At 70.8% G+C, this 13,854-nt stretch carries 11 protein-coding genes and 1 pseudogene; 4 read left to right on the forward strand and 8 right to left on the reverse strand.

Features of this window, described 5'->3' with window-relative positions; all coding sequences use genetic code 11:
- Positions 1–125: 125 nt before the first annotated feature.
- From CLV30_RS28005 to CLV30_RS06385, 3 genes and pseudogenes are all read right to left on the reverse strand, one after another.
- On the reverse strand, positions 126–842 hold the full coding sequence (locus CLV30_RS28005) for a COG1470 family protein (RefSeq protein WP_483401415.1): 717 nt from the start codon (positions 840–842) through the stop codon (positions 126–128).
- A gap of 12 nt (positions 843–854) precedes the next feature.
- Positions 855–4,706: pseudogene (locus CLV30_RS06380) on the reverse strand (GH92 family glycosyl hydrolase); the annotation flags it as partial.
- A 395-nt stretch (positions 4,707–5,101) separates the two neighbouring features.
- Complete coding sequence (locus CLV30_RS06385; RefSeq protein ID WP_420841983.1) at positions 5,102–6,082, reverse strand: LacI family DNA-binding transcriptional regulator; 981 nt, start codon at positions 6,080–6,082, stop codon at positions 5,102–5,104.
- Positions 6,083–6,332: 250 nt separating this feature from the next.
- Here CLV30_RS06385 and CLV30_RS06390 point away from each other — a divergent pair, with 250 nt between their 5' ends.
- Positions 6,333–6,944 carry a redoxin domain-containing protein gene (locus CLV30_RS06390; RefSeq protein ID WP_165358551.1) on the forward strand — a complete coding sequence of 204 codons (612 nt, stop codon included), beginning with the start codon at positions 6,333–6,335 and terminating at the stop codon, positions 6,942–6,944.
- Positions 6,941–7,795, forward strand: a complete 855-nt coding sequence (locus CLV30_RS06395; RefSeq protein ID WP_205740710.1) for a cytochrome c biogenesis CcdA family protein — start codon at positions 6,941–6,943, stop codon at positions 7,793–7,795. The genes CLV30_RS06390 and CLV30_RS06395 overlap by 4 nt, the downstream gene beginning before the upstream one ends.
- Here the strand turns inward: CLV30_RS06395 and CLV30_RS06400 are convergent.
- Together CLV30_RS06400 and icmA are read right to left on the reverse strand one after the other, a co-directional pair.
- Positions 7,758–8,690, reverse strand: coding sequence for a tetratricopeptide repeat protein (locus CLV30_RS06400; RefSeq protein WP_106536349.1), 933 nt, complete (start codon positions 8,688–8,690; stop codon positions 7,758–7,760). The genes CLV30_RS06395 and CLV30_RS06400 overlap by 38 nt on opposite strands.
- Positions 8,691–8,732: 42 nt before the next feature.
- On the reverse strand, positions 8,733–10,442 hold the full coding sequence (icmA, locus tag CLV30_RS06405; protein ID WP_106536350.1) for a coenzyme B12-dependent isobutyryl-CoA mutase large subunit: 1,710 nt from the start codon (positions 10,440–10,442) through the stop codon (positions 8,733–8,735).
- A gap of 89 nt (positions 10,443–10,531) precedes the next feature.
- Between icmA and CLV30_RS06410 the strand changes: the two genes are divergently transcribed.
- Positions 10,532–10,987 (forward strand): RrF2 family transcriptional regulator, encoded by a 456-nt coding sequence (locus tag CLV30_RS06410; protein WP_106536416.1) that lies wholly within the window; start codon positions 10,532–10,534, stop codon positions 10,985–10,987.
- On the opposite strand, the gene CLV30_RS06415 is transcribed toward CLV30_RS06410, so the two are convergent.
- The gene (locus CLV30_RS06415; RefSeq protein WP_106536351.1) at positions 10,920–11,936 is read right to left on the reverse strand and encodes a hypothetical protein; all 1,017 of its coding nucleotides are present in this window, start codon (positions 11,934–11,936) and stop codon (positions 10,920–10,922) included. The two genes, CLV30_RS06410 and CLV30_RS06415, sit on opposite strands and share 68 nt — an antisense overlap.
- Before the next feature lie 96 nt (positions 11,937–12,032).
- Between CLV30_RS06415 and CLV30_RS06420 the strand changes: the two genes are divergently transcribed.
- A complete protein-coding gene (locus CLV30_RS06420; RefSeq protein WP_165358550.1) occupies positions 12,033–12,662 on the forward strand; it encodes a TetR/AcrR family transcriptional regulator in 630 nt (209 codons plus the stop codon).
- Here the strand turns inward: CLV30_RS06420 and CLV30_RS06425 are convergent.
- Together CLV30_RS06425 and CLV30_RS06430 are read right to left on the reverse strand one after the other, a co-directional pair.
- Positions 12,624–13,136, reverse strand: a complete 513-nt coding sequence (locus CLV30_RS06425; protein ID WP_106536353.1) for a MarR family winged helix-turn-helix transcriptional regulator — start codon at positions 13,134–13,136, stop codon at positions 12,624–12,626. The two genes, CLV30_RS06420 and CLV30_RS06425, sit on opposite strands and share 39 nt — an antisense overlap.
- 11 nt (positions 13,137–13,147) lie before the next feature.
- On the reverse strand, positions 13,148–13,849 hold the full coding sequence (locus tag CLV30_RS06430) for a PH domain-containing protein (protein ID WP_106536354.1): 702 nt from the start codon (positions 13,847–13,849) through the stop codon (positions 13,148–13,150).
- Positions 13,850–13,854: the final 5 nt, after the last annotated feature.

A 13,854-nucleotide genomic window follows, 5' to 3' on the forward strand; every position in this document is an offset into this window, starting at 1 on the left:
CAACGTATCCGTAATCCGCGGAGCGGAGCGCGAACAGCTGCGCGGCTGGCGCCTCATGATCTCGCCCGCATGGGCGATCATGAGGCACCAGCCGCGTCACCAGTACTGACGAGGCGCGCCTCAGGTCAGACGGTCGACAGGCGCACCCGGGCGATCCATGCGCCCCAGCCGTTCTCGGGCATGCTGTCCTGCACCCGGACGTACAGCTGCTGACCCTCCGGGTCCAGCCCGCTCAGGTCGACGGCGTACTCACGCCGGTTGCTCTGGTCGCGGACGTCCTCGGTCTCCTCGAGCACCGGCTGCCAGTTCTCGCCGTCCGTCGACACGCTCACCAGGTACTGGTTGGCCAGTTCCATGGTCAGCTCGTGCGCGCCGACGCCGTCGGGGGTCGGGAACCGGTAGACCACGTGGCTGTCGCCGTCGGTGAACCGGCCGAACCCGTCGTACGCGGCGTAGCTGCGCTGCGAACCGTTGTCCTCGAACAGCCACGGCTCCTCCGCCGCGGTGAACGGCGAGAACTCGATGGTGTCGCCGATGACCTGCAGGTTCGCGGTGGCCGTCGCGGTGCCGGTGTTGGCCTGCGCGGTGACCTCGATGCTGTAGCCGTCCGGTTCCGCGTCCTCCGGGATGGCGATGTTCAGCTGGACCGTCGTCGACTCGCCGCGGTTCAGCCGTCCGAACCGCACCTCGCCGGGCTCCGGCCAGCCGTCCGGGACGTCCGCGGTGACCGTCCCGCGTGCCGGCCGGTTGCCGTTGTTCGACACGGTCACGTCGAGCGTCGCCGTCTCACCGGGCGAGCCGACGCCGGACGTCGTCTCGGCGGCCAGCGGCGCCGCCGACACCTGCTGCGACGTCAGCAGCTCGACCTCGGACAGGTCGACGGGAGCGCCGCCGGTGTCGGTGAACACCACCCGCACGTACCGGTACGTGGCCGGGTTCTCCAGCTTGAACGGCCGGGTCTGCTGGCCCCAGCGGAACGTCTGGTCCGTGCGTTCGTCCAGGACGGTCCATCGTTCGCCGTCGTTCGAGCCCTGCACCTTCCAGCTCAGCGGCTCGCCGCCGGTTCCGTCGGCGCCCGACGTCAAGGTGTAGAACCTGGTCAGCGGCTTACGGACGTTGTCGAAGTCGTACTGCACCCACGCGTCGCCGGCGGGCAGCGACACCGTGGCACCGGACGTGTCGTCGAACAACGCCGCGGCGTCCGCGTCGCCGCCGACGCTCGGCTGCCCGCGCCCGGCGCCGGTCGAGTCCTGCAGCGGCCGCGGCACGTCCGTGTCGTCGGTGATCGACGGCAGCACGTCGTCCGCGTCGGTGGCCCAGTCGGACGGTTCCGGACCCATGTCGAACTCGAGCACCCCGCCGTCGGCGATCTCCTCGTGCGGCAGGTAGGTCTTGTCGTGCTCCTCGCCGTCCACGGTCAGTCCCTGCACGTAGACGTTCTCTTCGCTGTTCTCCGGCGCCTTGATGACGAGGTCCTCGCCGTTCTCCAGGTGCACCGTCGCCTTCGTGAACAGCGGCGAGCCGATGGCGTAGTTCTCGCTGCCGACCTGCAGCGGGTACATGCCCAGCGCCGCGAAGATGTACCAGGCCGACGTCTCGCCGTTGTCCTCGTCACCGGCGTAGCCCTGGCCGATCTCGCTGCCGACGTACATCCGCGAGAGCACCTCGCGGGTGATCTCCTGGGTCTTCCACGGCTGCTGGGTGTACAGGTACATCCACGGGATGTGGTGCGACACCTGGTTGCTGAAGCCCCACTGCCCCATCCGGATGTCCCGCGCCTCGCGGATCTCGTGGATGATGCCGCCGTACGAGCCGGGGAACGTGCCGGTCTCCGGGGTGGAGAAGAACTCGTCCAGCTTGCCGGCCAGGGCGTCCCGCCCGCCGTACAGGTTGGCCAGGCCCTGCCCGTCGTGCGGAACGTGGAAGGCGAAGTTCCACCCGTTGGTCTCGGTGTAGTCATGGTCGTGGCCCCACTCCCGGGGGTCGTACTCCTCCGGCGTGGACTTCCACGTCCCGTCGGCAGCGCGTCCCTGGAAGAAGCCGGTCCGCTCGTCGAACATGTGCACGTAGTTCTGCGCACGGGCCAGGAAGTACTCGTGCTCCTCGAGGTAGCGCTCGCGTTCGGCCGGAGTGGTGTCCGGGTCCTCGGCCAGCGCCTTCGCCTGGTTCGCGATGCCGAAGTCGTTGATGTAGCCCTCCAGGCCCCACGACACGCCCTCGGACACCGCCGACGGGGTGTAGCCGAGGAACTGCGAGGTCTGCAGGCCCTTGCGGCCCACGTTCGTGTTGTTCGGGTCGTCTCCCGGAGGCGCGACGGTGGCGTTCTTGAGCGCCGCAGCGTAGGTGTCCTCGCCGTCGATGCCCGGGACACCCTTGACGTAGGCGTCGGCGAACGACACGTCCGAGCTGGTGCCGGTCATCAGGTTCGCGTAGCCGGGAGAGGACCAGCGCGAGACCCACCCGCCGTCGCGGTACTGCTGCACGAACCCGTCGACCATCTCGCCGGCCTGCTCGGGAGCCAGGAGCGAGTACGCCGACCAGGTGGTCCGGTAGGTGTCCCAGAACCCGTTGTTGACGTAGACCTTGCCGTCGACGACCTCGGCGCCGGTCTCCTCGGGCCCGCTGGGCGGCGTGCCGGTCGAGGACTGCACCGCGTGGCGGTACTCCGGCTGCTCGGCGGTGCCGACGTTCTCGTGCGCGGAGTTCGGGTAGAGGAACAGCCGGTACAGGTTCGAGTAGAGCGTCGTCAGCTGGTCGGGGCTGGCTCCCTCGACCTCGATGACGTCCAGCCTGTCGTCCCACTGCTGCTGCGCCCGGCCGCGGACGTCGCTGAACGTGTCGTCCGCGGCGATCTCCAGCTCGAGGTTCTTCCGCGCCTGCTCGATACTGATCAGCGAGGTCGCGATCCGCATCGTGACCTGCTTGTCGTCGCTGGTGTCGAGGCGCAGGTGACCGAACACGTCACTGCGGGCGCCGTCCGACGGCTTCTCGGCGGCCGCGACCGGCTGGTCGACCGTCGCGTACACGTACATCCGGGTGGCGCCGTTGGACAGTCCGCTGCGCACGTCGGAGTAGCCGGTGACGACGCCGTTCTCGGCGTCCAGCGTGAGCCCGCCGGCGTTGTCGACGTTGTCGAACATCAGGTACGACTCGTCGCCGGTGAAGGTGAACCGGAACATCGCCGCATGGTCCGTCGGGGCGATCTCGGTCTGCATGCCGTTCTCGAAGGTGACGCCGTAGTAGTGCGGCTTGGCGACCTCGTTCTCGTGCCGGAACGCCAGCGCACGGGCGTCGCGGTCGGTCGTCGGCGTGCCGGCGGACGGCATGACCTGGAACGTCTGCCGGTCACCCATCCACGGGCTCGGCTCGTGGCTGGCCGTGAACGCCTCGAGCTCGGGGAGGTTGTCGGCGTTGTTCTCGCGCTGGTACTCGTACAGCCAGCCGGTCGAGCCGGCGTCGGTCATCGGGACCCAGAAGTTGAACCCGTGCGGCACGGCCGTCGCCGGGATCGTGTTGCCGCGGGAGAACCCGCCGCTGGAGTTCGTACCGCGGGTGGTGATGACGTGGTCGGTCGGCTGCCCGGTGTAGCTGTCCGGAACGTCGCCGGTCGGCGGGCCCACGCGGATGTCGTCGAACCAGCCGTTGAACAGCGACGGACCGTTCGAGGCGTCGTATCCGACCAGGATCCGGTCGATCGTCTTGCCCTCGGCGACGGCGCCGACGACGGACTTCTTGTGGTTCCACTGGTCCGGCCAGAGCGACTCCGACGAGCCCTGCGCCTGCGGCGTCAGGTCGAAACCGTGGTGGTCCTGCGCGTCGAGCTCGCTGAGGTAGGTCCCGTCGGTGAACGCGAGATCGACCGCGGCGTGTGTGCTCGGGTAGTTCAGGTCGTTGTCGGTCAGCTCCGGGAAGACCATGTACGACAGCTCGGTGTCGGCCTCCACCGGGATGTCCACGTCGAACACCTTGTTGTACGCGTACCCGCGTCCCTCGGCGGTCTGACCACCGGAGTACTGCAGGGCACGCGTCCCGGTCCAGCCGACCTCCGGGCGCATCGTCCACCCGTTCACCGGCCCGCCGGAGGTCGCCGCGCGCATGTCGGTGGGCGGCGGAGGGGTCGTGTCGCCGTCGGAGAGTTGGAACTCCGCCAGCTGCAGCAGATCGGCACCATTGTTGGCGCTGATGTCCAGGCGGTACCAGGTGTACGCGGTGTCGTTCTCGATGCGGTACTCGTTCGTCCGGAACCGGTCCGCGAACTCCTGGCCGGAACGGGTGTCCAGCGTCGTCCAGGTCTCTCCGTCCTGCGAGCCCTGCAGCGTCCAGTCCCGCGGGTCACGCTCCGGCGCGTCGTTGGCCGACGTCAGCGCGTAGTGCACGACGGCGACGGGTTCGTCGAGCCGGACCTCCAGCCAGCCCGTGGACTGGAAGATGAGCCACTTCGAGTTGACGTTGCCGTCGACGACCCGCTCCTTGTTCTCGTTGGGCGGGTTCTCCGCGTTGGCACGGACCTCGACGATCTGGTCCATGAGGTTGCCCGGGATGCCCGTCGCCGGGGTCCCGGTGACCCCGGACATCCGCTTCTCACCGTCGGCACCGACCTCGGCGGTGTTCTCCCAGTCCGGCTGCGGGTCACCGGGTTCGAAGGAGGAGAAGAAGTCCGCCGTCGCCTCCCGCTCGCTGGGCGCGTCCGGTTCCGCCGACAACACGGACGGCGGTTCGGAACCGGTGTCCTCCTGGTCGGTCTCGTCCGGGTCCGGCGTGGCCGGGGCCGTCGGTTCCGGGGTCGCCGCAGCGGTGGGCGCCTCTCCCGGGGTGGCCGCCGTCTCCTCGGTGGCCGCGGTCTCCTCGGTGGCCGGCGTGGCCGGCGCGGCCGGCGCCGTCACCAGCGCGCTGACCAGGACGGCCGCAGCCGTCAGCAGGCCCGCCGGTGCGCGTCGAAACGAACGTTGCATCACAAACCGCCTCCGCCGATGTGCCGTCGCTCGTGGCAACGTTGTCACCACGCTCCGCACGTGTCTATCGGGCCACCAGCCGGGACGTCAAGGGATCACCGTCGTGGTGTCACGCGTTCGTGACATTTCAGCCGGATCACCGACGGCGCTCACGCGGGAATCTCGCCCGACCCCCGCGGAATCAGGCGGGTCTGCAGCTCGATGGTCCGGGCTGAGCTCACGTCGCCACCCAGCCGCTGGAACAGCACCTGCGCCGCGGTGCGCCCCAACACGGCGGCGTCCTGCGCGACCACCGTCACCGCCGGCGACAACATGTCGGCCAGCTCGAAGTCGTCGAACCCGACCAGAGCCGGGCGGCGCTCCCGCGTCGCCAGATCCCTGATCACCGCGACCGTCGCGCGGTTGTTCCCGGTGAACACCGCCGTCACGGGTTCGGGGCCGGCAAGCATCCGGTCCAGGGCATGCCGGATGAACTCCTGCTCCACCGGCCCTCTGGCCACCAGCGACGGGTCGTACGGCACCTCGGCGGCCTCGAGCGCCTCGCGGTAGCCGCGCTGCCGCTCCCCGGCGGTGAAGATGCCTTCGGCGTCGCCGATGTGCCCGATGCGGCGGTGACCCTGCTCGAGCAGGTGCCCCACCCCGAGCCGGGCTCCGCCGGTGTTGTCGACGAGGACCGCGTCCGCCTCGATCCGGCCCGCCGGACGGTCGGCGAACACGGCGGCGACGCCCGCCTCGATCTCCGGCGCCAGGTAGCGATGGTCGTCACCGGCCGGCACCACGACCACGCCGTCCACCCGCCCGGCGCAGAAGGCGAGCGTGAGCTCACGCTCCTGGACCGCGTCCTCACCGGACGAGCCGGTCAGCAGCAGGAAACCGTTCGCCCAGGCCTCCGATTCGACCGCCCGGGTCAGCGCCGACGAGAACGGGTCGGCGACGTCCTCGAGGACGAGACCGACGCAGGCGGTGCGGCCGCGTCGAAGCAGACGCGCGCCCTCGTGCCGACGGAAACCGAGGTCCTCGATGGCCTGCCGGACCCGCTGCACCATGGCCGAACTGACCCTCGGCTCACCGTTGACGACGCGCGAGACCGTCTTGAGCCCGACACCCGCGTGACGGGCGACGTCGTTCATTGTCGGCCGGCCGCCGCTTCCGGTGGTCACGGAGACAACGTTATCACCCACACCTGGCCGAACGCCGCCACTCCCGGGCATCACGAGGCTTTCACGCACGTCACGAGGCATGCAGGGGTGGTGACGCATGGAATTCCATGGTGAACGTGGTCAATCTTTCGAGAGTTCATGAATCGGTAAGGGGCGCAGGGGGTGTGCCGGGGAGACGATGGTGCGGCACCGCCATCGTGTCACCCGGAGGTCCTCTGTCATGCGGCGATCGGTCACCCCTGCCGCGATCCTCGCGTTCCTGCTCGTGTGCACCGCGTGCGGCGCCGACGACTCCGAGGGTGGTACGGCCGCCCCGACCGGGACGCCGCCGCCGAGCGTGTCGACCGACCCGCCCCCGTCCGATGCGGCCACCGAGGCCGCCGAAGAGACGAGCCCGCCCGCCGAGACCGCACCGCCGGTCCCGGACGAGCTGGACTTCACCGCGCCGACGGTCGGCGGCGGCACGTTCGAGGGCGCGAGTCTGGCCGGACAGCCGGCGGTGCTGTGGTTCTGGGCACCCTGGTGCCCGGTGTGCCAGGGCGAGGCGCCGACCATCGCCGACCTCGCCGCCGAGTACGAGGGCGAGGTGACGTTCGTCGGGGTTGCCGGGCTCTCCGGTGACCTCGCCGCGATGGAGGGGTTCATCGCCGACGGCGGTGTCGGCGGCATCACGCACATCGACGACCGCGACGGCGAGGTCTACACCCACTTCGGCGTGACGCAGCAGTACGACATCGGCTTCGTGTCCCCCGAGGGGACCGTCGACATCGTCTCGGGCCCATTGGACGAGGCCGAGATCGCCGACCGGGTCGAGGAACTGGCGGCGGGGTGAGCGCACCGGACGCGCCGTACCAGTTCGCGCTGGTGCTGGGCATGCTCGCGGCACTGAACCCGTGCGGTTTCGCCCTGTTGCCCACCTACCTGACGTTGCTGGTGGCCGGCGGCTCGACACGCTCGACGACCGCGGCGCTGCGCCGGGCGGTGACCATGACGGCCGCGATGACCGCGGGGTTCATCGCCGTCTTCGGGGCGTTCGGCCTGGTCGTCGTGCCGGCGGCGTGGTCGGTCGAACGCTTCCTGCCGTGGGCGACGGTGATCGTCGGCGCCGCGCTCGTCACGCTCGGCGGATGGCTGGTGTCGGGTCGTGAGCTGGTGCTGCGCGTCCCGCGGCTGTCCGGCGGCGCGCCGTCGCACTCGCCGTGGTCGATGCTCGTCTACGGCGTCGCGTACGCGGTGGCCAGCCTGTCGTGCACCGTGGCGCCGTTCCTGGCTCTGGCCACGTCGACGTTCTCGTCGGGTGTGCCGAGCGGGCTGGCGGCGTTCGTCACCTACGGCGCCGGCATGGGCCTCGTGGTCGGCGTCCTCGCCGTGGCGGTCGCCCTGGGCAGTGACGCGCTCGTGCGGCGTGCGCGCCGGCTGCTGCCGTACGTGTCGCGCGGCAGTGGCGTCCTGCTGCTCGTCGCCGGCGCGTACGTCGCCTACTACGGCGTGTACGAGCTGCGGGTGAACGCCGGCTCCGGCACCGACGACCCCGTCATCGATGCGGCGCTGTCGGTGCAGGGCACGCTCACCGACTGGGCGTCGGCCGTCGGGCCGGGCCGGATGGCGCTGGCGTTGGCAGCCGTGGTGGTCGTGGTGGTGACGCTCAGAACAGTGCGCTGGCGAGGGCACCCCGGGCCTTGACGACCCGCGGGTCGGTCGATCCGACGACCTCGAACAGCTCGAGGAGCCGGCCGCGGACACGCTCGCGCTCGTCGCCACTGACCGCCCGCACGGTCGCGATGAGCCGGTCGAACGCCGCCTCCGCCTGGCTTGCGGCGACCTCGAGGTCGGCGACCTGCAGCTGGGCGTCGACGTCGGTGGGGCTCGCGTCGGCGGCCGAGCGCGCGGCCGCCTGGTCGACGCCGGACGTGCGGCGCAGCAGCTCGACCTGCGCCAGCCCGGCCTTGGCCTCCGCGTCGGCCGGCGTCTCGGCGAGGACCGTGCGGTAGGCCTCGGCCGCCCGGTCGAAGTCGCCCGCGTTGATGGCCTCGTAGGCGGCCTCGAACCGCGGATCGACGGGCTCCTCTTCGGCCTGCTCAGCCTGCTCGTCCTCGGCGCCGGCGACGGGCTCGGCCCGCCCGGTGACGCCGTTGGCCACGGCCGCCTGCAGCAGCTGATCGATGACCTGTCGCGCCTGCTGCTCGGTGACAGCGCCCTGGAACAGCGGCACCAGCTGCCCCTGCAGCACGGCGACCACCGTGGGGATGCTCTGCACCTGCGCGGCCTGCGCGATCGACTGGTTGGCGTCGACGTCGACCTTCGCCAGGAAGAACCGGCCCTCGTACTCGGCCGCCAGCTTCTCGAGGATGGGCGACAGCGTCTTGCACGGCTCGCACCACGTCGCCCAGAAGTCGATGACGACGGGGACCGACGCGGAGCGGTTGATGACTTCGGCCTGGAACGTCGCCTCGGTGACGTCGACGACGTACCCTCCCCCGCCCGCACCGGAGGTGCCGGTTGCGGGGCGGCCGGGCCCACCGGTGTTCAGGGAGGACAGGTCGACGGCGCCGGGGCGGCTGAAACTCTGCGAGCTCATGCCCCCATCCTCCCCCGCCGGGCACCCGCGGTGCCACGCGGGTCAGAACCTGGCCGGCTCGGTGTAGTCGCCCCACTCGTCGCGCAGCGCCGAGCAGATCTCGCCGAGCGTCGCCTCGGCCCGGACGGCGTCCAGCATCGCCGGGATCAGGTTGCCGCTGCCCCGCGCGACCTCGGTCATCGCGGCCAGCGCCGCGTGCACGGACTCGTCGTCGCGGGCGGCGCGCCGTTCGGTGAGGTCACGGCGCTGTTCCTGCTCGACCTCGTGCGACACGCGCAGGATGTCGAGCTCACCGGAGACGGTGTCGGTGTGGACGTTGACGCCGACGACGCGCTTGTCGCCCTTCTCGAGCCGCTGCTGGTACTGGAACGCGGACTCGGCGATGGCTCCGGTGAACCAGCCGTCCTCGACGCCCTGCAGGATGCCGGCGGTCATCGGGCCGTAGGCGTCCTGCCACCGCTGGTGCGGCTCGCCCATCCGGCGGATCCGGTCGAAGATCTCTTCGGCCTCGGCCTCGATCCGGTCGGTCAGCGCCTCCACGTACCAGGAGCCGCCGAGCGGGTCGGCGACGTTGGCCACCCCGGTCTCCTCCATCAGGACCTGCTGGGTGCGCAGCGCGATCTCGGCGGCGTTCTCGGTGGGCAGCGCCAGGACCTCGTCGAGCGCGTTGGTGTGCAGCGAGTTCGTCCCGCCCAGCACGGCCGACAGCGCCTCGACGGCGGTGCGCACGACGTTGTTGTACGGCTGCTGCCCGGTCAGCGAGACGCCGGCGGTCTGGGTGTGGAACCGCAGCCACTGCGCTCGCTCGGTGGTGGCGCCGTAGACGTCGCGCATCCAGCGGGCCCAGATCCGGCGGGCGGCGCGGAACTTGGCGACCTCCTCGAAGAAGTCGACGTGCGCGTCGAAGAAGAACGAGAGGCCCGGCGCGAAAGTGTCGACGTCGAGGCCGCGGGAGCGCCCCAGCTCGACGTAGCCGAAACCGTCGGCGAGCGTGAACGCCAGCTCCTGCGCGGCCGTCGCCCCGGCCTCACGGATGTGGTAGCCGGACACCGACAGCGGCTTGTAGTCCGGCACGGCGTCGGTGACGTACTCCATGAGGTCGCCGATCAGCCGCAGGTGGGGCTCCGGGCCGAACAGCCACTCCTTCTGCGCGATGTACTCCTTGAAGATGTCGGTCTGCAGCGTGCCGTTCAACACCGACGGGTCGGCGCCCTGGCGTTCGGCCGCGACGACGTACATGCAGAAGATCGGCACGGCCGGCCCGCTGATCGTCATCGACGTCGTCACGTCGCCGAGCGGGATCTCCGAGAACAGCAGCTCCATGTCGGCGGCCGAGTCGACGGCCACGCCGCAGTGCCCGACCTCGCCGAGCGAGTGCTCGTCGTCGGAGTCGCGGCCCATCAGCGTCGGCATGTCGAACGCGACCGACAGCCCGCCGCCGCCGGAGCGCAGGATCAGCTTGTAGCGCTCGTTGGTCTGCCGCGCGTTGCCGAACCCCGCGAACTGCCGGATGGTCCAGGTGCGCCCGCGGTATCCGGTCGAGTACAGCCCGCGGGTGAACGGGAACTCGCCGGGCCAGCCGATCCGTTCGAAACGCGGGTCGTCGGCGCCTTCCGGCGGGCCGTAGACGGGATCGACGTCGACACCGGACAGGGTGGTGAAGTCGGCGTCGCGGACCTGTCCCGCAGCCACCGCCCGGTCCAGCCGGGCGCGCCAGCGCCGCCGGCCCTCCTCGATCTGCTGCGCGTCCATGCCTCTCCCTCGTGGCCGGCGACGGATGAATTTACTTGGACGTCCAAGTAACTGTTCCCATGGTACGCCCCGTGGCAGGATCGGATCTCGTGCACGTCACCGCTCGCGCCGACTACGCCATCCGCGCCGTCGTCCAGCTCGCCTCGATCGAGCCGGACACCGCGACCCGTCACCAGCTCGCCGAGGCCCAGGACATCCCGGGCAAGTTCCTCGAGACCATCCTGAGCGACCTGCGCCGCGCGGGGATCCTCGAGGCGCACCGCGGCGCCACCGGCGGGTACCGGCTGACCAGCCCGCCGGAGCGGATCGTCCTGGCCGACGTGGTCCGCGCGACCGAGGGGCCGTTGGCCGCGGTGCGGGGAATGCCGCCGGAGGACATCGAGTACCCGGGACCGGCGCGCCCGCTCACCCAGATCTGGGTGGCCGTGCGCGCCAGCCTGCGCGAGGTTCTCGAGGCGGTGACCGTGGCGGACATACTCAGCGGCTCGCTGCCGGATCACGTGACGGGTCTGCTGGCGCGGCCGGACTCGTGGGAACGTCGCTGACCGACCGCCGCGAGACCGCGGCGCCGAGCGCCGCCAGCAGCAACCCGCCGGCGATCCACGCCGTCAGCACCAGCAGCGGCCCGCCCGCGGCGGCACCGTCGAAGTACGACGTGGACCGCAGCAGCGTCCCGCCGGCACCGGGGGGCAGCGCCTGGCCCAGCGCACCCCACCCGCTCGGCAACATCTCGGGCGCGGAGGTGACACCCGACAGCGGGTTGCCCAGGACGACCATGATCAGCGCGCCGAGGCCGACGCCCGGCACCCCGATGAGCGAGTGCAGCCCGATGATGGTGGTCGACACCGCGCCGATGGTCAGCGCGAACACGCCCGCGTTGGCCCACCAGTCGCCGCCCAGCACACCCAGCCACGCCTGCATGACCAGCACCGCGCTGAGCCCTCCGAGGACGGAGGCCGAGGCCGCGCCGACGAGCCGCCGCCCCACTCCGGAGACGGTCAGCACGAGCGCCGCCCCCGCCGCCGTCCCGGCGATCACCATCGGGAACGCGCCGCCGTTGAAGCCGACGCCCCGCGCGTCGTCGTCCGGCAGCGTGACGACGTCCTCCACCGCCGGTGCCGGGCCCGTGTCCGGCTGCTCCGCGGCCGCCAACTGGGCGGCGACCCCGTCCAGCAGCCGCGCGACCGCGGGTGAGGCAGCCGAAGCGGTCAGCATGGTGGGTGTCCCGGCAGGGTCCATGACGATCGCTCCGTAGACGTCGCGATCCTCGATCGCTGCACGCGCCGCCGCCTCGTCAGCCACGGCCTCGACCTCGAACGCTCCCGGAGCCGCCTCGGCCAGCCGCCCCTCCACCTGCTCGGCCGCCTCCGGCGGACCGGCCACGGCCAGCGGCACGTCCCGGGGCTCGATCTGCGAGTTCGGCCACACGAACGCGGTCATCAGCACTCCGATCAGCACCGCGAGCCCGAACGACAGCGCAATGACCCGTTTCATGGCGGTACCTCCAAAAATAAATCGAACGGTCATTCTTTTATGATTCCGTGGCCACGTCGGACTGTCAAGAACGACCGTCCGTTTTATAGTGGGGGGATGCCTCGAGTCTCAGACGAACACCTCGCCGCCCGTCGCCAGCAGATCCTCGACGCGGCCTGGGCCTGCTTCGCCCGGCAGGGGTTCCACGCCACCTCGATGCAGGACGTCTTCGCCGAGGCGGGGTTGTCGGCCGGCGCCGTGTACCGGTACTTCCCCAGCAAGACGGAGCTCGTCCGCAGCACCGCCGAGGGCATCCTCGGCAACCTCACCCAGGTCATCGACGAGATGCTGGACCGGGAACAGACGCCGGACCCGGCGGAAGCCGTGCGGACGATAGTGAACTTCGTCACGACCATGGCGACCTCCCGCAGCTACGACCCCACCCGCATCGCTCTGCACGTCTGGGCCGAGTCGCTGCACGACGCCGAGATCCGGGGCATCGTGCACACGGTCGCGCACACACTGCGCGACCGATTGACCCAGCTCGCCGAACGCTGGGTGGCCAGCGGAGCCATCGCCCCGGACAGCTCCCCACCGCAGGTCGCCGTCACGCTCTACGGGCTGATGATCGGCTTCGTCGGACAGCTGCACCTGATCGGCGACGTCACCGCCGACGACTACGCCGACGGCATGGTCGCGTTGATCCGCTCACGCGTCGCTGCGGAAGTCCCCCGCGGCGACACGTAACCCGCGCAGCAACTCGAACACCTGCGCGCGCTGGTCCTCGCCGAGCGCACGCAACCCGAAGTCGGCGTCCATGAGCTCGGCGGTCACCCGCTTCACCGCGTCCCGCCCGGAGTCGGTGATCCGCGCCAGCGTTCCTCGGCCGTCGCGGGGGTTCGGCTCCCGCGTGACGAAGCCCGCTGTCTCGAGCCGCTGGATCGTGTTCGTCACGCTGGTCGGGTGGACCATCAGCCGCTCGCCGATCTTCGCCATCGGCAACGCCCCGGTCCGGCTGAAGCTGAGCAGCACCAGGGCCTCGTACCGGGCGAACGTCAGCCCGTACGGGCGGCAGATCCGGTCGAACTCGCTGATCAGCAGCTGCTGAACCCGCATGATCGAGGTCGCGGCCGCCATCGCGCCGGCGTCGCCGAAACGGTCCCGCCAGATCGACGCGGCGCGTTCGATCGGGTCGAAGTCGAGATCGAGGGGCTCAGCCACACCGACAGACCCTAATGGACGCCCTGCCGGCGCCGGGCGGTCACCGGACCGGGCGAGCGCGGATGGTCGGGTCGCCGCGGGTTCTTCTTCGGCGGCGCCTCCTCTTCACCGGACGAGGCGCCTCCGGTGGTCTCGCGGCGCAGCGCGTGGATGACGCGGGCCACGTCGGCCGGGTGCGGGATGTAGTGGATCTCGCGAAGCCCCTGCTCCTGGGCGGCGTTCTCGAGCACCATGTGCCCGGAACGGAACGGGCGCAGCCACCACGGGCGCACGACCGTGACGTCCAGCAGCCGGACGATCTCCATCTCGGCCTCGTTCAGCGAGAACAGGCCCCACACGCGGAACACCCTGGAGTCGGTGACCACGAACCGGTCCCGGGCGATGTACAGCGACCGGATCAGCGCGTATCCGAGCAGCCCGAGCGCCGTCAGCAGCGGCAGCCAAGCCAGCCTGGCCGGGGTGAACGGGGTGATCGCCAGCAGCAGCACCGCACCGAGCGTCGCGAGCGCCGGCAGCACGTACAGCACCATGCTGTGCTTGCACTCGGCCACGATCTCTTCGCCGGCCACCAGCTTGCGCCGGACCAGCCGGTGGCCGAACCACGACGTGAAGTGCCGCCAGAAGACCTTGAACGGACCGTCCTCGCCCACCCGGTCCAGCCACCGGACCAGGCCGTCCCAAAGATTGTCCAGGGATCGCAGCGGCGACGGCATGGCTG

This window comes from Haloactinopolyspora alba (genome assembly GCF_003014555.1).
Taxonomy (GTDB): domain Bacteria; phylum Actinomycetota; class Actinomycetes; order Jiangellales; family Jiangellaceae; genus Haloactinopolyspora; species Haloactinopolyspora alba.